The organism is Klebsiella sp. M5al, from assembly GCF_002090195.1.
Lineage (GTDB): Bacteria > Pseudomonadota > Gammaproteobacteria > Enterobacterales > Enterobacteriaceae > Klebsiella > Klebsiella grimontii.
Window position 1 is genome coordinate 1,661,590 of record NZ_CP020657.1, and the last position, 19,244, is coordinate 1,680,833.

The window sequence follows — 19,244 nt, forward strand, 5'->3', positions numbered from 1 at the left end:
AAAATATTCCTTATCGGTTAAAGAGTTATGATGAGAATGAGGTCTGACGTTCTATCGCGTGTCGCCTGGCGACAATCGCAGCGGTGGTAAAACAGAATAGCGCGGACACGAGGCCGGTGCCTACCCAAAACAGCGACAGCGTACTGAAGTCATACAGCGTTTTGCCGTTTTCGATCATCGAGGTTTTATCGATGATGATGCCGGTGAGAAACTCGCCGAGTCCCGCCCCCGCGTAGCTGGCGATACCGATAGTGCCGAGCGCGGCGCCCGCCGCTTTACGCGATGAAATATCGACGGCGATCAATCCGCCGAGGAAGCAGGTCAATGCCCCGATGGTGGCGCCGAAGATAATCATCGCCAGAATATCGGTGTAGTAGCCGTGCGGCGACCAGAGCATCAGCGCGAAGCCGGCGGTGTTGAGCAGGCTGATAAAGCCGGCCATCACGCTGCGGTTGCGCGGGAAGAAGCGGTCGGAGAGCATCCCGGCGATAATGGTTCCGGCGATACCCGCGATGGCGTTGACCCCGATAATCCCGGAAGCCTCGAGGGTAGAATAGGCTTTATCCTGTTCGAGGAAGAAAATTCCCCATGAGTTCACCGCGTAGCGGTCGATATACATAAACGCCGAGGCCAGCGCCAGCGTCCACAGGGCCGGGTTGCGCAGCGCCAGCAGCTGGTTCTTAAACACCGAGCCGCGGGCTTCCGTCTCTTCCAGCGGTTCGTCGCGAATCACGTTGATTGACGGGAAGCCGCAGCTTTGCGGCGAGTCGCGCATAAACAACAGCATCAGCACCACCCCGGCGGCGCCGAGCGCGGCGGTCGACAGGTAGCCCATTTGCCAGCCGAACCCGGCAATCACCGCCGCGATCACCATATAGGTCATCGCTTCGCCGATGTTATGCGCCGTCGACCAGATGGCGTAAAAGGTGCCTCGTTCTTTACAGCCGTACCAGCGCGCCAGCGATACCACGCAGGGGCCGACGCCCATCGACTGCGCCCAGCCGTTGATCCCCCAGAAGATAGCCAGCAGCATGGCGTTGCTGGTCATCCCCATCATCAGGTTCATCCCGGCGCTCAGCAGCAGCCCGAGACTCATATAGCGCACCACGTTGGCATGATCGGCGATAAAGCCGTTGACCAGCTTGCCGATGGCGTAGCTGAAAAACAGCGTTGAGCCGATCATGCCCAGCTCCGTCGGGGTAATGCCGAGCTCCACCAGCGCGCTTTTGGCGACGGTGAACGACAGCCGGCAAACGTAGAAGGTGACGTACGCCAGGGTCATGGTAATAAAGGTTTGCCAGCGCACGCTGCGAAAGCGCTGTTCATCGAACTCTCCGCCCGCTTTGGGCGGCGAAGCGCGAAAAAATGCGATAATTCTTCCAGACATAATGGTATCTCCGAAGGTCGGAGGCCTGACTGATTAGTGTGGTTCGTCCGTGAGGTTTATCGTCGTTGTGTAGAGTACATAATCAGATAAAGCCTGACCCGATACGGTTAAGGTAATGGGTGACAAAGCATGTTTTTTAATTGTGGGTAGAGCGTCTTGCTGGCCAGCAGCAGCGGGTTGCCGTGACGAATCCCGTCGTTTGTCAGATAGTCATTGCTGAGGCCGCCCGCTTCGCGCATCAGCACCAGCCCCGGCAGCCCGTCCCACGGGTTCATATGCGGTTCGTAGTAGCCGATAAGCCTGCCCGCCGCCGCCCAGGCGCTCATCAGCGCCCCGGAGCCGTTGCGGATAAACATCCCGCCGTCGCTCAGCAGCGCATCAAGGAAGGGCAGAAAGAGCGCAGGCGTCACGCGGTGCGAGGTGCCGACGCCCATCACCCCCTCTTTGACCGTCGCCGCCGGATGTGGCGCGATGGGCGCATCGTTAAGCCATGCGCCCTGGCCTTTCAGGGCGTGGAACAGCTCGCGATGGTTGGGGTCGTACACCACGCCGATAACCGGTTCGCCGTCGGCAAGGATGGCCAGCGACAGGCACCAGGTGTGCAGGCCGTTGAGAAAACAGCTGGTGCCGTCGATGGGATCGACAACCCACAGCACGCGCGCGTCCGGCATCTGCGTCCCGCTCTCCTCGCCGAGAAAACCGTCCTGCGGGAAGGCGTCCATAATGCGCTGCTTAACAAACGCTTCGACCCGCTTATCGGCGACGCTGACCACGTCCTGCAAGTCGTCGCCTTTATGATCCACCGCCAGCCGGTCGCGCTGTTGATAGTATTCGAACGCCAGCTCAGCGCCGGCTTTCGCCAGCTCGCAGGCTAAACGGTAGCGGGCCTGCAGTTCATTTGATTCCAGTGATTTCATCATAACTCCCTATTTTGCACACGTGTGCAAATTGCCTGAAAAAAACAGCCCCGAAGGGCAAAATGAGTGTGGATGGATTAAAAAAATTATTCTGTGATCGCTCCGGCATAAAATGAATTTTTCATTTCGCGCTTTGACGAACGATCAGTTTCACCGGTACTTCACGGTGGCGTGACGGCAGGCTGAATTTGGCGATCCTCGTCACCAGCAGATCCACCGCATGGTGGGCGAGCAGGGCGGTATTCTGCTGCACGGTGGTCAGCTGATAGGGCTGCCAGTCCGCCTGCGGGATATCGTCGAAGCCGATAATCGCGGGCAGCGAAGCCGTGGGATTGTCCGCCCGCAGGCCGTCCAGCGCGCCGAGCGCCAGCATATCGGTGGCGCAGAACAGCGCCTGCAGCCGCGGATGCGCGGCGAGCAGCTGCCTGGCGGCGGCAAACCCCGCCTGATAGCCGGCGCTGTCGCAGAAGTGCGCGGCAACTTCCGTGCCCTGGGTGTGGGCGACAAACGCTTCGTAGCGCTGGCGGGTGCTGAAGTTATCCAGGCTTTCGCCGATAAACCCGGCCTGTCGCCACTGGCGCTGGGCAAACAGCTCGGCCACCAGTTTCGCCCCCTGCGCGTTGTCGCTGCACACGCGGTCGCAGCCGGCCAGCTCGGCGTGGCGGTTGATAAGGGTCACCGGGATTTTTCGCTCCAGATACTCCTCCGCCAGCGACAGCGGCGGCGCCCCGGAGGTGATAATGACCCCCGCGACGTGATAGCTCAGCAGCTGCCTGAGCGACGGGGCGAGCTGCTGCGGATCGTCGGCGTTCATCAGCAGCGGCATAAAACCGTTGAGCGCCAGCTGGTGGACCAGCGGCGACAGCAGCTTGCTGCGGAACGGGTTATCAAACCCGGCGGTGACGATGCCGATAAAGTTGCTGCTGCCGGTGTTCATCGTGCGGGCGATGATATTCACCTGATAGCCCAGGGTTTCCGCCGCGGCGAGGACCTTCTGGCGGGTTTTTTCCGCCACCGATGCGCCGGGCGTAAAGGTACGGGAAACCGCGGAACGGGAGACGCCAGCGAGCCGGGCAACGTCCTCTGCCTTAATCCATTTTTTTTCGCTCATAGTATCAGGGTACGGGTTGTTCTCAGTGAGCCCGCGCCGACGCTGGAGCCCAAGGCCGGCACGGAAAAAGTAGTAAGAAGGTACCACATAAATCCGTGCGCGAGCAGCGGGTTGACGCGGGATGCGCGCCGCGTCAACGTCAGGCTTATGCCGGGTAGCGAATCTGCTCAGCCTGGCGCTGCAAAATAACTTTGCCATGTCGAATGGAGGTCAGCACTTTGGCCTGGCGGCGCAGCGCGTCATAGTCGTCTTGCGCATCGAGGATCAGCAGGTTCGCCGGGCGTCCTTCGGCAATGCCGTAGTTGTCGCCGAGGCACAGGGTGCGGGCGCTGTTCTCGGTAATCAGATCGAGGCAGCGCTGCAAATCTTCGTATCCCAGCATATGGCAGATATGCAGCCCGGCGTCGAGGATACGCATGATGTTGCCGTTGCCCAGCGGATACCACGGGTCCTGAATCGAGTCCTGAGCGAAGCAGACGTTGATCCCGGCGCGGTCCAGCTCCGCCACCCGCGTCACGCCGCGGCGTTTCGGCCAGCTGTCGAAGCGCCCCTGCAGATGAATGCTTTCGGTCGGGCAGGAGATAAAGTTAATGCCCGAGGCTTTGAGCAGGCGGAACAGCTTCGAGCAGTAGGCGTTATCGTAGGAGCCCATGGCGCAGGTATGGCTGGCGGTGACCTGCGCGCCCATGCCGCGCACCCGGGCCTCTTCCGCCAGTACCTCCAGAAAGCGCGACTGCGGGTCGTCGGTTTCATCGCAGTGTACGTCCACCAGGCAGCCGTGGCGCTCGGCCAGATCCATCAGAAAAACCAGCGAGCTGACGCCCTTATCGCGGGTGTTTTCGTAGTGCGGAATGCCGCCCACCACGTCGGCGCCCATTTCGATGGCGCGGGTCATCAGTTCGCGTCCGCCGGGAAAGGACTCAATGCCCTCCTGCGGAAAGGCGACGATCTGCAGATCGATAAGATGGGCCGCCTCTTTTTTCACCCTCAGCATCGCCTCAAGCGCGGTCAGGGAAGGGTCGGTGACATCAATGTGGGTACGCACGTGCTGCACGCCGTTGTCGCGCAGCATGCCGATGGTTTTCAGCGCCCGCTGGCGCGTATCTTCGACGGTGACGCTCGCTTTGCGCTGGCTCCAGCGGGCGATACCCTCAAACAGGGTGCCGCTCATGTTCCACTCCGGCTCGCCCGCCGTCAGGGTGGCGTCAAGATGGATATGCGGCTCGACGAATGGCGGGATAACCAGCTTTTGTTGGGCATCGATATCGCTGGCTTCAGCCGTCTGCGCCGCGGCCTGCGCGCTGATGCTTTTAATCACGCCGTCCTGTAAGTCGAGGGTATAGAGCGCTTCTTGATGGCGCAGGCGCGCGTTGATAATTTTCATGGTTGTTCCCGTAAATGGTTTTGCGACATACGCCAGATCGCTAAGGCGACCGAGGCGTTGAGATGAAATTGCGGATGGCTGACCGGATAGCCGGTCAGCTTTTCAATACGTTGAATACGCTGATGCAGCGTGTTGCGGTGAATGCCCAGCCGCTCGGCGGCCCTGACCACGTTGCCGCTCTCCTGAAGCAGCGTTTCCAGCGTCTCCAGCAGCAGCCAGGGGCTTTTGCGATCCGGCTCAATCAGGCAGCCGAGGGTGTCGTGCATAAAATCGCTCAGCAGGGCGGGGTCGCTAACGGCGGAGAGCAGCTTGATAAACCCCAGCTGCTGGTAGTCGCTGATGCGCTGGGCCGGACGCAGGTTATCGCTGAGGTCCAGCGCCTGGCGCGCCTGCGACAGCGCGCGCTGATATCCCTGCAACTGCTGCACCGGCGCCGAAAGGCCGCACAGCAGCGAAAGCCCGTCTTCGCTCTCCGCTAGCGCAATCAGCCACGCCTGGAGCCAGGTTTTCTGCTGATAAAACTCGCCGTCTTCATCCGGGAGGAGGAAGAGAAACATATTGCTGCGTTCGACCAGAGGGTAGGGATTGCCCTGCTGATTGAGCTGTTGCTGCAGACGCTGGCGCACGGTGCGGCGGGCCTGCTGCAGCCAGGCTTCGGCCTGCTCCGGCGGAAACTGGCGAAACAGACGCGGTATCCCCTCAAGGCGCAGCGCCGCCACCCGCAGCGGGCGGGTAAAATCCAACTGCTGGTGGAGCGCGCGCTGATGCAGAATTTGCAGGTCGGGATAGTCGCCGGTTAACAGCTGCAGCAGAATATCGCGCTGCGATTGCAGGGCGTTTTCGCTGCGCACCAGCGCGGTACCGATGCGTTCGGTCACGATCACCATCTTCAGCAGATAGGGCTGTTCGATTAGCGGAATGCCCAGCGCGTCGGCCAGCGCGATCAGGCGCGGCGGGATCGCCTGAATAAAGACGTCGCCGGTGAGGATCACCATGCCGGCGATCCCGCGCTGCTTGCCCTCCATCAGCAAATGGATCAGGTTGTCTTCATCGCGGGGATGGTTGATCCCGGTGATAAACACCAGCTCCCCGCCCATGATCCATTCGGCGATATTTTCATTTTCCGCCACGTAGTACCAGCGAACCGCCAGCTGCAGCCCCTGTTTACCGGCGCGCAGGCGCATGGCGGAGAGCCCCTCCAGGGCGAGGATTTCGCCGACCGTCAGGCTCATGGCTACTGCTCCGCGACCGAATCAGCGGCGGGCTGGCGTTTACTCAGGCGAGTCAGCGCGATATAGGCCAGCGCGGACACGCTAATGCCAACCAGCGGGGCGATCCACGGCGACAGGTAAGCCACCACCGCGCCCACGGCGTAGGCGCCCAGCCCCAGCCAGTTAAAACGCGGCAAACGGGCGGTGTGCAGCAGCGGATAGCGGCCGCCGCGATAAAACCAGTAGTCGGCGAGGATAACGCCGCCGATGGGCGGAATGATGCTGCCCAGCAGCACCAGGAAAGGGATCAGCATTTCATACATACCGCCAATGGCCAGCAAAATCCCGACGCCGGCGGCGACCACGGTCAGGGTGCGGCGACGCTCGCTGCGCAGCAGATGACAGGCGGCGGCCGAGACGTTATAGATCGTCGGCCCCTGAATCGTCAGCAGGTTGAGGCACAGCATCACCACCGCGGCGACCGACAGCCCCTGCAGAATCAGCACCTCGACGATATCGGCCTGCTGGTAGACGATGGCGCACCAGGCGCCGGCGATAATCATCAGCCCGTTGCCGATCAGGAAGCTGCTCATGCTGGCGACGATGGCGGTACGGCTGGAGTTGGCCAGCCGCGTCCAGTTGGTCGCCTGGGTCGCGCCGCTGGCAAAGGTGCCGAATACCATGGTGATGGCCGCCGACCAGGTCATGGTTTCGCCCGGTTCGATTTGGGTCATCGCCTGCCAGCCGCCGGCATGATGGGCGGCGAGATACATCGACACCACCAGCAGAATAAACATCAGCGGTACCGACACGCGCGACAGCGCATCCAGCCCCTTATAGCCCACCAGCGCGGTGACGCAGAACAGGATGCCGAACAGGATCATCAGCGGAATGGTCGTCGCCTCAGGCAGGGCGAGGATTTTGACCAGCGAGATGGCGACCGTCGCGGTGCCCCAGGCGTACCAGCCCAGCTCGGCGAAGCCGAGAATAAAATCGGCGAGCTTGCTGCCGATTTCACCGAAGCAAAAACGGCCCATCAGCACGGTATTCAGCCCGCTGCGCGCGGCGATCCAGCCGAGCGACGCGGCGTACAGGGCCAGCAAAAAGTTACCGATTACCGCAATCCACAGCAGGTTAACGATGGAGAAAGAGACGCCAAGCTTGCCGCCCGCGAACATGGTGCCGGTAAAAAAGGTAAAGCTGAACAGAACCATCGAGATGGAAAATACGCCTTTACGCCCGGAGGCGGGCGCTTCGACGAGCGGAAAATCATTGCTGTTTGACATGGTGGAACCTCTGAGTGGCTATCCGAAAAGCGATCACTGAGGGGTAGCAAGAGGTGTGCCAGAAAAAGCGGGGCAGGGGTAACACAATGGGGTGGGCAGTGTGCACATAAAATGGCGTTATTTAGCCGATGTTTGCCATAAATGTGTGCACAGTGACGTGTTTTGCACCGCCGTGGAGCAGGGGGATTGCGCTATTGCGCGCGCATTCCTGTCGGGTGGCGCGAACTGCGGGGAGGGCTAAATCGACAAATGCGGCCAATTTTGCGCCGTTTTCCGGTGGCACGATCCCCCATCTTTTTGACCGCCCGCAGCCGGTAATTTTGGTGCCATGAAAATGCTCAGTTGTATTGTTGTTAAAAACCGTAATTTCATATTCTTTTCTGATATAACCATTATCAAAGTAAGTCTTTCCTGAAATATTGTTCGCTTGCGCTGGCGATGTTAGTATCGGGTGAATAGCCATTTAGACGGCTAAATATAATATCGCTAAACTAAGGAACTGCTATGTGGCAAGAAAGACTCGCGCAACTGGTCACCACCTGTCACTGGATCGGCGCGAAAGGCTGGGCGCCGGCTACCGGCGGCAATATGTCGGTGCGTCAGGATGAGACCTGGTGCTGGCTCAGCGAGTCGGGGCGCGATAAAGGCAGCCTGACGACGGAGGATTTCCTGCAGGTGGAGATCGCCAGCAACACAGCGCCTTCCGGGCGTAAACCCTCCGCTGAAACCGGCCTGCATACCCTGGTGTATCGCCTGTTCCCGGAGGCGAACGTGGTTCTGCACGTGCATACCGTCAACGCCACCGTGCTGTCGCGGATTGAAAAAGGCGCCACCCTGGCGCTGCAGGGCTATGAAATGCAGAAAACCCTGACCGGCCAGCACAGCCATCTCGACACCGTACCGGTCGCCATTTTTGATAACGACCAGGATATCGACGCTCTGGCGGCGCGTATTGAAGATTATGCCCAGACCCACCCGCTGCGCTACGGCTTCCTGCTGCGCGGCCACGGCCTGACCTGCTGGGGCAAAGACATTAACGAGGCCCGTCGCCAGCTGGAAGGACTGGAGTTTCTCTTCGAATGCGAGCTGATGCGCCGCCGCTACGAACGCGACTAAATTTCTCTTCACCAACGGGTCAGGCATGGATTTTTATCTCGGAATCGATATCGGCACTTCGCGCGTGAAAGCGGTGCTGTTTGATCAACGCTTTCAGGCGTGCGCCAGCGCGGCGCAGAACACCGGCCCGCGGCTGTCGGCCAACGGTGACGCCGAGCAGGACATGGCCCAGCTATGGCAATCGGTGGTGGCGATTCTGCGCGATATCGCCCGGCATCCGGCGCTGCAAAACGGGCGTTTACGCGCCATCGGCCTCGCCGGGCAGGGCGAAGGGGTGTGGCTCAGCGACGCCGAAGGCGAACCGGTCGGGCCGGGTATTCTGTGGAGCGACACCCGCAGCCGCGAGCTGATGAGCGAACTGCTCAGCCGCCCCGGCTTTGACCGCCGTTTCTTTGACGATACCGGCACCCACCTGCAGCCCTGCAACACCAGCATGCAGCTGTGCTGGCTCAAGCATCACCAGCCGGAGCGGTTGGCGGCGGCCCGCTATCTGTTTTTCGCCAAGGACTGGATCCGCTTTCGCCTCACCGGCGTCGCGGCGCTGGATCTCACCGATGCCAGCACCTCTTTGCTGAATCAGCAGAGCGGGAAGCTCTCCACGGTGGTGCTCAATGAGATGGGCCTGGCAGATTTACAACATCTGTTCCCGCCGCTGCTGGCGCCGGACGCGCAGGCGGGCGCGCTGCGTGAAGAAGTCGCGGCGCTCACCGGGCTGCCTGCGGACACGCCGGTGGCGGCCGGCGCGCTGGATGTCTGCAGCGCGGCGCTGGGCTGCGGCGCGGTCAACGACGGCGATATCTACACCATTCTCGGCACCACCTGCTGCACCGGTATCGTCTGCCACGGTCGCCAGTCGGTCAACGAGGGGACGCGCTACGTCACCCACACCGAAGCGGGCAGCTTTATTAACCTTTTTCCGATGCAGGCCGGGACGCCGAACATCGACTGGCTCCAGCAGCAAATCTCGCTGGAGCCGGATTTACGGCAGCTGGAACAGAATATCGCCAGCGTCGAACCGGGCAGCGGCGGCGTCTTCTGGCAGCCCTACCTCAACGGCGAACGCGCGCCGTTCTTTAGCCCCGAGGCGCGGGCCGGTTATTTCGGCATTAGCCAGCACACCACCCGCGCGGAGCTGCAGCGGGCGGTGTTCGAAGGGCTGGCCTACGCCATCGTCGACTCGCTTCAGGGCTACCCGCAGGGCGGCGAACTGTACCTGACCGGCGGCGGCGCGGCTTCGGCGACCTGGCTGCAAATGATTGCCGACTGTACCGGCAGAACGGTGGTTTCCAGTCCTTTCAACGAGCTTAGCGCGCGCGGCGCGGCGATTCTGGCGGCGCGCAGCGTCGATGCCCTCAGCCGCTATCCGGCGCTGGAGCAGACCCGCTATCGGCCCAATCCGCAGGCGCATAGCCGCTACGCTGCGCTCTATCCGGTTTACCGCCTGCTGCGCGAGCAGATGCTCCCGGTGTGGCAGGCCCGCCGCGAGGCGCTTCAACGTATTTCTCAGGAATAACGCATATGAAAATTGTTTTTACCGCCGAACACGCCGGCGACCTCAGCGCTTTTCAGCAACTGGGCGAACTGCGGGTGGAAGGCTGGGCGCTGGGCAAGCCGAAGCTGAGCGCAGGCCAGCTGATCGAACTGGCCCACGACGCCGAGGTGCTGGTGACCAGCTATGATGAGGTGACGGAAGCGGTGATCGCCGCCTGCCCGCGTTTACAGGTGATCGCCTGCACGCGCGCCAATCCGGTGAACATCGATACCAAAGCCGCCCAGGCGCGCGGTATCCGCGTGCTCTATACGCCGGGGCGCAACGCCGACGCCGCCGCCGAGCTGACGCTGGGGCTGATGCTGAGCCTGGCGCGGCATATTCCGCAATCGCACGCGGCGCTAAAGCGCGGCGAATTTACCCACGCCGAGAACGCCGCGCAGGCCACCCAGAGCGGGCTGCGCCGCGATGTGGTGTGGGACGTCAGTCCGCAAAGCCCCTATGAAGTGTTTAAAGGCAGCGAGCTGCGCAACAAAACCCTGGGGCTGATCGGTTACGGTAATATTGGCCGCCGGGTGGCGCGTATCGCCCGCGCCTTTGGCATGGCGGTACTGGTGGTGGACCCGTTTGTCGCCGCCGAAGATATCAACGAACCGGGTTTGCAGAAAACGACGCTTGAAGGGCTATTCCGCGAGGCGGATATCGTGAGCCTGCATCTGAGCAGTGGCCCGCACAGCGATGGGTTGGTGAACGCGCAGCTGTTGAATAGCATGAAGCCGGGCGCGCTATTGATTAATACCTCGCGCGCGGCGGTGGTGGACGAAGAAGCGCTGATTCACGCGCTGCGCCACGGCCCGCTGGGCGGCGCGGCGCTGGATGTCTACCATCGCGAGCCGCTGTGGCGCGACCATCCGTTTGTCACCGAGTTTGATAACGTGATTATTACTCCGCATATCGCCGGGGCGACCCGGGAGAGCATTGCTAAGCATACGGCGATGATTGCCGCCGACCTCCAGCGCTATGTCGCCGGAGAGCCGCTGCTCTATCAGTGGCGTTAAGCCGCGCTTGCCGCCGCGCAATGCGGCGGCGAAGCTTGTTATCCGCGACGGTGGGTCGCCATAAACGCCTGCGTATGCTGCCAGTCCACCACGCCGGCATCCGATCCCATCCCGGTCGCCACCAGCGCGGCGACGGCGGAAGCCACCTCGCACGCCGCTTTGACGCTTAACCCCCGGGCCAGCGCGGCAATAAAGCCGCCGCAGTAGCTGTCGCCGCAGCCGGTGGTATCTACGGCATCGACCCGGTACGGCGCGATATGCTCGACGGCGCCGTCGCGGGTCAGCAGCCAGGAGCCGTTCTCGCCGTCCTTCAGAATGCAGGTTCCGACGCCAAGCGCAAAGAAGAAGCGGGCGATCGCTTCCGGCTGGGTTTCCCCGGAGAGATACGCCGCTTCTTCAAGGGAAGGCATAAAGTAGTCCACCGACGGCAGCAGCGGGCGCAGCAGATCCAGGGTGCGCGCGTCGGGGGCGATTAAATCAAAGCTGGTGGTGACGCCGCGGGCTTTCGCCGCCTGTAGCAGCAGCGCGCTTTGCCCGCCATCCATCGCCGCCAGCAGGCCGCTGCCGCCGTGGTGCAGAAAGCGGCAATCAAGGATCGCGTCAAACTCCTCTTCGCCGACGAAAAGGGCATCGGAGGCCCCCCGACAGTGCAGTGCCGGGCGCTCGCCGTTGGGGCGGATGGGCAGGATCGTCGCCGATGTTTCCTGCTGCGCGGTGCGCTGGATCAGCGAGCAGTCGATCCCCAGGCGCGCGTAGCTGGCGAGGATAAAATCGGCTTTTTCATCTTTGCCGAGGCAGGCCACCGCGGCGGTGCGAATGCCCAGCTTCGCGGCGTTAATATTGGCCCCGGCGGCGGTTCCGGCAGGGTTAAGGCGGATTTGTTCGATAAAGGCTACCCCGCCGCGCGGCGGGATGTCGATAACCGGACGACCGGCGATATCAAGAATAGTCAGGCCGACAAAGACGGCGTCAAAGGTTGTCATGAGAGCTCCGCTTAACGATGGGTCTGGCGCAGACGCGCCTGCCAGAAGGAGAGGGCCAGCGCCACCACCAGAATCACGCCAACCAGCGCGTCTTTCACCAGGTAGTTCAGCCCCATCAGGTTCAGGCCGTTATCGATGATCGCCAGAAATAGCACCCCGCCGAGGGTGCCGGCGATGCTGACCCGACCCAGCCGGTTGAAGGCGGTGCCGATAAAGACCGCGGCGATGGCGTCCATCAGGTAGGCCTGGCCGGCCAGCGGCGTAAACTGGCGCAGGTTGGCGGAGAGAATGACGCCGCCGACGGCGCACAGCGCGGAGGCCGCCACCAGCACCCATAGCATGGTCCGGCGATCGCGGATCCCGGCGATCCGCGCCGCTTCGCCGTTCTGGCCGATAGCGCGTACGTATTTGCCGAACAGCGTGCGTTCGGTCATCAGCCAGGCCGCCAGCCACAGCGCCAGCACAATCACCACCGGCGTTGGAATACCGGCGATATTGCCGACCGCCAGATCGTGATACTCCGGCGCCATCCGGCGGTAGGAGATAGAGCCGCCGCCGTCGGTATAGATGCGTTCGGCGCTGCTGGCGATAAACCAGGTGCCGAGGGTGGCGAGGAACGGGCGAATCTGGCAGACCAGGATCAGGAAGGCGTTCAGCAGGCCGATAATCACCCCGCCGAGCAGCGCGCAGCCCACCGCCGCCTGCCACGGCAGGTGCCAGGTTTTGAGCGCCACCAGCGCAAAGGCGGCGCCGAAATCAAGCGCGACGCCGACGGAGAGGTCAATCGCCCCGGCGCTAACGATAAGGGTCATTGCCATCGCCACGATCAGCAAAATCGCGCTGCCCTGCAGCAGATTGGCCCAGTTATCGAAGGTCAAAAATACCGGGTTCGCCCAGCCGAACAGGGCAATCGCCAGCAGGGTAATCCCGCCGAATCCCGCCCGGGAAAGCCACGCCAGCGGGCTGCTGCCGGTTTGACTCGTTGATGGGGTCTTGAGCGTCATCTGGCTCATCAGTTGCCTCCTTTATGTCTGACCGCCGACGCCGCCAGCACCACGAGGATCAGGCCGCCTTTGATCGCGCCCATCCAGAAAATATTCACCCCCAGCAGGCCGAGCCCGTTCGAGAGCGCATTGACCAGTACCGCGCCGAGCAGCGCCCCCCAGATGGAGACCACCCGACGCCGCGAAAACGCCGCGCCGATAAAGGTAGCGAGGACGGTTTCCAGCAGCAGCGGCGTCGCCGTGCCGCTGCTGCTGCCGGAGCCCTGGCTGAGCAGCGGCAAAATCGCCAGGCCGGCGGCGATGCCCGCCAGCAGCCAGACGATAATGGTCAAACGGCGGACGTTGAGCCCGCTCATCTGCGCCATATCGCGGTTACCGCCCACCGCCTGTAAATGCTGGCCGAAGCGGGAGTGGTGGAGCAAAAACTGAAACAACGCGAAGACTGCCAGCAGGTAGATCAGCGGCAAGGGAATGCCGAAGAGATCGTTATCGCGAAAAGCCACCATCAGCGGGTCGTTCACCGCGATGCGCCGCTGTCCGGTCAGCAGGTCGGTCAGCCCGGTGAAGGCCACCGAGGTTGACAGGGTCGCCAGCAGCGGCGGCAGACCCGCCGCCAGCACCAGCGTAGCGTTGACCGCGCCGCAGGCCAGGCTCACGGCAATCAGCAGTAAAAACAGCGCCAGGTACGGGGTGTTCCACTCGGCCATGCCGAGGCTGAGCAGCGCGACGCCGAGCACCGCGATGGCGGGCAGCGACAGGTCGATGCCGCCGGAGACCACATCATCGCCGCCGACGGCAATCACGCAGACCAGGCCAAAGCAGAGGATCGCCAGCGGCACGCTCTGCACCAGCATCATGCTGATATTTTGCCAGCTTAAAAAGAAAGGCGACTGCAGGCTGAGCCAGACCAGCAGCGCAAAAAAGAGAATCAGGGGAAATTTTTCGATAAGCGTCGTGATGCCCGGAAGGGGGCGGCGCTGGATACCTGCACTCATACCTGTTGTTCCTGTCCACCGTTAATCGTCACCAGCAGCGCGTCCAGCGTCAGCCCGCGGGTCGGGAGGTTGGCCACCAGCTCGCCGCGCCACATCACCAGGATGCGGTCGCAAAGGCCCAGCAGCTCCGGCGCGTCGCTGGATGAGACCAGCACGCCGCGACCGCGATCCGCCAGCTCGCGGGTACGCTGATAGATATCGCTGCGCGCGCCGATATCCACCCCGAGGGTGGGTTCATCGAGAATGAAAAGCCGCGCATCGGTGCCCAGCCAGCGGGCGAGAATCGCCTTTTGCTGGTTGCCGCCGCTCATAAAACGTACCGGCAGTTCCGGACGGCCGGGGCGGATGGCGAGCTGTTCGATCCAGCCGCGCGCTTTATCCAGCGCTTTGCCGCGATGCTCCCAGCCGAAAGTGGCGGTTTCCGGTAGCGAAGCCAGATTGATATTGTCGGCGGTGGAGAAGGGGAGAATCAGCCCCTGATGGCGACGGTCGCGCGGCACCAGCGCCAGTCCGGCGCGGGTCGCCTGATACGGCGTCCGCAGCCGCTTCGCCTGGCCGTCGATACTTATCGTGCCGCTGCGGGGGCGGCGCAGCCCGTAAAGCAGATCGACCAGCACGTCACGCCCGGCGCCCAGCAGCCCGGCGACGCCGACGATCTCTCCCGGCTGAATATCAAAGCTAATATCGTGCAGCTGCTGACCGTCGCTGAGATGGCGAACCGATAGCACCGGCGCGGCGGCATCGACCTGATGCGCGCTGCTCTGGCGAGGGGTATAGAGCTGTTCAATGTCGCGACCGACCATCATTTTAATCAGCGCGTCGGTATTCTGCAGGAGGTCCCGGTCGGGATAGCCGACGACCTCGCCGTTACGCAGCACCGTACCGCGATCGCAAAGGGCGGCGATTTCGTTGAGATAGTGGGAAATATAGAGGATCGCGATCCCCTGCTCGCGAAGGCGCAGAATCGCTGAGGAGACCAGGCTGGCTTCCTGCGCCTCCAGCGGCGCGGTGGGCTCATCGAAGACCACCAGCTTTGCCGCGCCGTCGATCAGCGCCCTGGCGATTTGCACCAGCTTGCGCTCGGCGAGACTGAGGTCGCGGATCAGGCGGCGGGGATTGATGTCCAACTGCCAGCTGTCGCGAAAAAACGCCTGGGTGGCGGCGTTCATTCGCCGTCGGTCCAGCGCACCCCAGCGGGTGCGATACTCCTGGCCGAGGAACACCGATTCCGCCACGGTAAAGTGCGGGATCAGGTTGAGCTCCTGGTGAATAACGCGGATGCCCAGCGCTTCAATCGCCGCGGGATTGCCGAGCGGCAGCGGCGCGCCGTCCAGCGTGGCGTTGCCGCTATCGGCCCGGTAGACGCCAGCGAGGATTTTTATCAGCGTCGATTTTCCCGCGCCGTTCTCGCCGATCAGGCCGTGAATTTCACCGGGGTTCAGAAGCAGCGTGACCGCATTTAATGCAGTCACGTTGGCAAAGCTTTTGCTGATCTGGTTCATCGCCAGGCCAGCGGCGGGGTTCGTCCCGCCGGAGGATTGAGTGATCACTGCAGTTCGCCATATCCCAGCTGTTTGTAGACCGCTTTCGCCTCCTGCGGGCCTTTCACCGGGACTACCGGAATAAAGGTTTGCAGCGGCAGCTTCTGTTTGTCGAAGTAGCGCGCGACGTTATCGGCGGAGGTCTGGCCAATCAGGTGCGGCTGCTGGGCGACGTTGGCGACGAACGGGCTGCCCGGTTCGGCCATGATCTCCAGGGTTTCCGGGCCGGCGTCGATGGCGGTGACTTTCACGTCTTTATCGCGTCCGGTCTCTTCCAGCGCCTGAACAATACCGATTGCCGGCTGATCCCAGCAGGCCACGTGAATTGCGTCGAGCTTACCTTTCGGGTACTGGCTCAGCAGTTCGAGGGTTTTCTTCCGCGCGTCTTCCGGGGAGTTGGCAAACTGTTCGGCCAGCTCCGGCTGAATAATATGAATATCCGGGTAATCTTTAAGGACATATTTCCACTGGTCGTAACGAATGCCGCAAATACGCAGGGAGCTGGAGAATGCATTAAATACCGCGACGTTGCCTTTGCCGCCCAGTTCATCGGCCATATAACGACCAATGGTTGACCCTAAAGTGTAGTTATCTGAGGTGGTGTTATTGACCGAATATTTCGAAACGTGGTCTACGGTAAATACCGGAATGCCGGCATCGCGTAGCGCTTTGAATTTAGGCTCAACGGCGCTGTCGCCCAGAATGCTAATTACCGCATCAACCTTACGCGACAGTAAAATATCGTGATTATTCGCATGAACCTGGTTATCGCGGCCGCCGTCGACGCCGATCGCTTTACCACCCAGTTTCTCTACCTCTTCGGTCGCACCCTTATAGGCTTCACGATCCCAGAAGTGCTGCGTGCCGACCACGGCGACGCCGATGGTTTTTCCCTGAAGCGATAACGCCTCTGCCGCCAGAGCGTTAACGGAGGCAAGCGAGAGCAGGCCCAGCGCGATGGGCAATAATTTCATTTTCTGCGACATTGTTATTATGGTCCTGTGATGGAGGTGGCTGCGGAGCAGTAGCATGACAATAACCGCCACGCAACCTCAAATACAAAATATGTCTAAGTTATATCAACAATGTTATATCGCAGATTTGCCTGAGGAAAACTTAAATTTGTCATCGGCAACCTGAAAATATTTCATGATGCGGCTTTATCCATTTTTATTTTGTGGGTTTAATTTGCTTGCCAGTATTATTTATTCAATACACTATTGCTGCTTAATTATTATTAATGTGGCTCTTTAATATATCGCTTTATGCAATAACCTTGAGTCATTCTTAATGGATAATGCCTTTGATGCAGTGGATTGTATGGCTGCCGATGTTTTATTTTTATTGTTCCGGCGATTTATTATAGCGACCATTATCGGGTGACAAACAACAGGCACTATGAAAAAACAACATAATCTGACCGTGATGCACTGGGGGACCTGGCAGGTCCAGGCCCGTGACGGCAACATTGAGGCGGTGACGCCGGTGCCGTGGGATAAAAATCCCTCACCTATTGGGCAGTCGCTCCCGGATGCGGTCACCAGCAAGACGCGCATTCGCCGTCCGGCGGTGCGCGCCGGCTATCTGCAAAATGGCCCGGCTTCCCGCGAGGGGCGCGGTAAAGAGCCGTTTGTGGAGGTGAGCTGGGAGGTGGCGCTCGATCTGCTGGCGCGTGAACTGAATTCGGTCAAAGCGCGCTGCGGCAATGAAGCGATTTTCGGCGGTTCCTACGGCTGGGCCAGCGCCGGGCGTTTCCATCACGCGCAAAGCCAATTGCATCGCTTCCTTAAGTGCTTTGGCGGCTATACCGCCAGCACCAATACCTACAGCAGCGCGGCGGGCGAGCGCATCCTGCCGCATATACTCGGTCCGCTGAGCCCGCTGCACCGCCAGCATACCCACTTTTCCGAGCTGGCGCGCGAGTGTCAGCTGTTCGTCGCGTTCGGCGGCCTGCCGCTGCGTAATGCGCAGGTCAACGGCGGCGGCGCCAACGATCATATGCTGAAATACTGGCTGGAAAAGATGCAGGAGCAGGGGACGCGCTTTATCAATATCAGCCCGGTGCGCAATGACCTGAGCGCCGTGGAGAGCGCAGAGTGGCTTGCGGTTCGTCCGGGGACCGACACCGCGCTGCTGCTGGCGCTCTGCTACGTGCTGATTACTGAATCCCTCTACGACAGCGCTTTTGTCGCCAGCCATACCGTGGGCTTCGCGCCTTATCGCGCCTACCTGATGGGGGAGCGCGATGGCGTCGCAAAAACGCCGGAATGGGCGGCGGCGATAACCGGTATTGAGGCGCAGCGGATTGCCGCGCTGGCGCGCGAGATGGCGAGCCTGCGCACGATGGTCAATATCTCGTGGTCGATTCAGCGGGCGCGCCAGGGCGAGCAGGCCTACTGGGCGACGGTGGCGCTCACCGCGCTGCTGGGGCAAATCGGTACGCCGGGCGGCGGATTAGGATTTGGCTACGCCTGTACTAATCTGGCTGGGGCGGCGCGGAAGGCCTTTTCCGGGCCGCGTCTTCCGGCCGGGGATAACGCCGTGAACAGTGTGATTCCGGTGGCGCGTCTTTCCGATATGCTGCTGCATCCGGGCGAAGCGTACGAGTTTGACGGCCAGCATCTGCGCTACCCCGATATTCGTCTCGTCTACTGGGCGGGCGGCAATGCGTTTCATCATCATCAGGATCTTAACCGCCTGTGCGAAGCCTGGCGGCGGCCGGAAACGGTAGTGGTACATGAGCAGTTCTGGACCGCGCAGGCCAAATTTTCCGATATCGTTTTGCCGGCCACCACTTCGCTGGAGCGGGAAGATATCGGCAGCGGCGGTCACGATGGCTTTATGATCGCCATGAGCGCGCAGATCCCGCCGGTGGGCGAAGCGCGCGATGATTACGCCATCTTCTGCGATCTCGCCGAACGGCTGGGGTTCGCTGAGCGTTTTAGCGAGGGGCGCGACGCCGGGCAGTGGCTGCGGCAAATCTACGAAGCGTCGCGGCCGCGCGCGCAGGAAGAAGGGATCGCGTTGCCGTCGTTTGACGCGTTCTGGCAGCAGGGAGTGCTGGAGTATAGCGCGCCGGAGAAACCGCAGGTCTTTCTGGCGGATTTTCGCGCCGACCCGCAGCGCTATCCGCTCGCCACGCCGTCCGGCAAGATTGAGCTTTTTTCAGAAACTATCGCCGGATTTGGCTATCGCGAGTGCCCAGGCCACCCGTGGTGGGATGAGCAGGAGGCGCAGCGGCAGCGGCAGGAAGCGGCGCGCTGGCCGCTGCACCTGCTCTCCAGCCAGCCGCGCACCCGTCTGCATAGCCAGTACGATCACGGCAGCGTGAGCCGGGCGACGAAAATTGAGGGACGCGAACCGCTGTGGATGCACCCGCAGGATGCGCAGGCGCGGGATATCCGCGAAGGCAGCGTGGTCAAGGTTTATAACGCCCGCGGCGCGATTCTCGCCGGCGTGCACCTGAGCGAGCAGATTTTGCCGGGGGTGGTGCAGATGTCGACCGGCGCCTGGTACGATCCGTTGGATCCGAATGAAAAGGGATCGCTGGATAAGCACGGTAATCCCAACGTGCTCACCGAGGATCGCGGCAGTTCGCGCCTGGGGCAGGGCTGTAGCGCCCAGAGTTGCTGGGTGGAAATTGAGCCATGGCGCGAGGCGCTGCCGCCGGTGACCGCTTTCGATCCGCCGAGGTTTATTGGCGCTTAGACGCAGGGAATCGCCGGGCGATAGCTGGCCGCCTTGCCCGGCCTACAGGATCAT

General features: G+C 61.5%; 16 protein-coding genes. 4 read left to right on the forward strand and 12 right to left on the reverse strand.

Annotated elements, in window-relative coordinates; translation table 11 throughout:
* Positions 1–25: 25 nt before the first annotated feature.
* The 7 genes from BWI76_RS07835 to BWI76_RS28030 form a co-directional block, all read right to left on the reverse strand.
* Positions 26–1,387, reverse strand: a complete 1,362-nt coding sequence (locus tag BWI76_RS07835; protein ID WP_004135416.1) for an MFS transporter — start codon at positions 1,385–1,387, stop codon at positions 26–28.
* A gap of 107 nt (positions 1,388–1,494) precedes the next feature.
* Entirely contained in the window at positions 1,495–2,304 is an 810-nt protein-coding gene (locus BWI76_RS07840) for an inositol monophosphatase family protein (protein ID WP_004135414.1), read from the reverse strand.
* A gap of 121 nt (positions 2,305–2,425) precedes the next feature.
* Positions 2,426–3,415, reverse strand: a complete 990-nt coding sequence (locus tag BWI76_RS07845; RefSeq protein ID WP_004135413.1) for a LacI family DNA-binding transcriptional regulator — start codon at positions 3,413–3,415, stop codon at positions 2,426–2,428.
* A 145-nt stretch (positions 3,416–3,560) separates the two neighbouring features.
* Entirely contained in the window at positions 3,561–4,799 is a 1,239-nt protein-coding gene (gene codA / locus BWI76_RS07850) for a cytosine deaminase (protein ID WP_004135411.1), read from the reverse strand.
* A complete protein-coding gene (locus tag BWI76_RS07855) occupies positions 4,796–6,031 on the reverse strand; it encodes a PucR family transcriptional regulator (RefSeq protein ID WP_004135410.1) in 1,236 nt (411 codons plus the stop codon). The genes codA and BWI76_RS07855 overlap by 4 nt, the downstream gene beginning before the upstream one ends.
* A gap of 2 nt (positions 6,032–6,033) precedes the next feature.
* On the reverse strand, positions 6,034–7,296 hold the full coding sequence (gene codB / locus BWI76_RS07860; protein WP_004135409.1) for a cytosine permease: 1,263 nt from the start codon (positions 7,294–7,296) through the stop codon (positions 6,034–6,036).
* 121 nt (positions 7,297–7,417) lie between these two features.
* A complete protein-coding gene (locus BWI76_RS28030; protein ID WP_133116568.1) occupies positions 7,418–7,759 on the reverse strand; it encodes a hypothetical protein in 342 nt (113 codons plus the stop codon).
* A 41-nt stretch (positions 7,760–7,800) separates the two neighbouring features.
* Here BWI76_RS28030 and BWI76_RS07865 point away from each other — a divergent pair, with 41 nt between their 5' ends.
* The 3 genes from BWI76_RS07865 to BWI76_RS07875 are packed head-to-tail and all read left to right on the forward strand — an operon-like array spanning position 7,801 to position 10,959.
* Positions 7,801–8,412, forward strand: coding sequence for a methylthioribulose 1-phosphate dehydratase (locus BWI76_RS07865; protein ID WP_004135408.1), 612 nt, complete (start codon positions 7,801–7,803; stop codon positions 8,410–8,412).
* A 25-nt stretch (positions 8,413–8,437) separates the two neighbouring features.
* Positions 8,438–9,925, forward strand: a complete 1,488-nt coding sequence (locus BWI76_RS07870) for an FGGY-family carbohydrate kinase (RefSeq protein WP_004135407.1) — start codon at positions 8,438–8,440, stop codon at positions 9,923–9,925.
* A gap of 5 nt (positions 9,926–9,930) precedes the next feature.
* Positions 9,931–10,959 (forward strand): 2-hydroxyacid dehydrogenase, encoded by a 1,029-nt coding sequence (locus tag BWI76_RS07875; protein ID WP_004130378.1) that lies wholly within the window; start codon positions 9,931–9,933, stop codon positions 10,957–10,959.
* Positions 10,960–10,997: 38 nt separating this feature from the next.
* On the opposite strand, the gene BWI76_RS07880 is transcribed toward BWI76_RS07875, so the two are convergent.
* From BWI76_RS07880 to BWI76_RS07900, 5 genes are read right to left on the reverse strand one after another with little or no spacing between them, the layout of a single operon-like run.
* Complete coding sequence (locus BWI76_RS07880) at positions 10,998–11,942, reverse strand: carbohydrate kinase family protein (protein ID WP_004135404.1); 945 nt, start codon at positions 11,940–11,942, stop codon at positions 10,998–11,000.
* Positions 11,943–11,953: 11 nt separating this feature from the next.
* Positions 11,954–12,955 (reverse strand): ABC transporter permease, encoded by a 1,002-nt coding sequence (locus BWI76_RS07885; RefSeq protein ID WP_004135403.1) that lies wholly within the window; start codon positions 12,953–12,955, stop codon positions 11,954–11,956.
* Positions 12,955–13,941 carry an ABC transporter permease gene (locus tag BWI76_RS07890; RefSeq protein ID WP_004135402.1) on the reverse strand — a complete coding sequence of 329 codons (987 nt, stop codon included), beginning with the start codon at positions 13,939–13,941 and terminating at the stop codon, positions 12,955–12,957. Before BWI76_RS07890 ends, BWI76_RS07885 begins: the two co-directional genes overlap by 1 nt.
* Complete coding sequence (locus BWI76_RS07895; RefSeq protein ID WP_024358824.1) at positions 13,938–15,443, reverse strand: sugar ABC transporter ATP-binding protein; 1,506 nt, start codon at positions 15,441–15,443, stop codon at positions 13,938–13,940. The genes BWI76_RS07890 and BWI76_RS07895 overlap by 4 nt, the downstream gene beginning before the upstream one ends.
* Before the next feature lie 44 nt (positions 15,444–15,487).
* A complete protein-coding gene (locus tag BWI76_RS07900) occupies positions 15,488–16,468 on the reverse strand; it encodes a sugar ABC transporter substrate-binding protein (protein ID WP_004135401.1) in 981 nt (326 codons plus the stop codon).
* Positions 16,469–16,880: 412 nt separating this feature from the next.
* On the opposite strand from BWI76_RS07900, the gene BWI76_RS07905 reads away from it, so the two are divergent.
* Entirely contained in the window at positions 16,881–19,190 is a 2,310-nt protein-coding gene (locus BWI76_RS07905; RefSeq protein WP_004135400.1) for a molybdopterin-dependent oxidoreductase, read from the forward strand.
* Positions 19,191–19,244 lie beyond the last annotated feature (54 nt).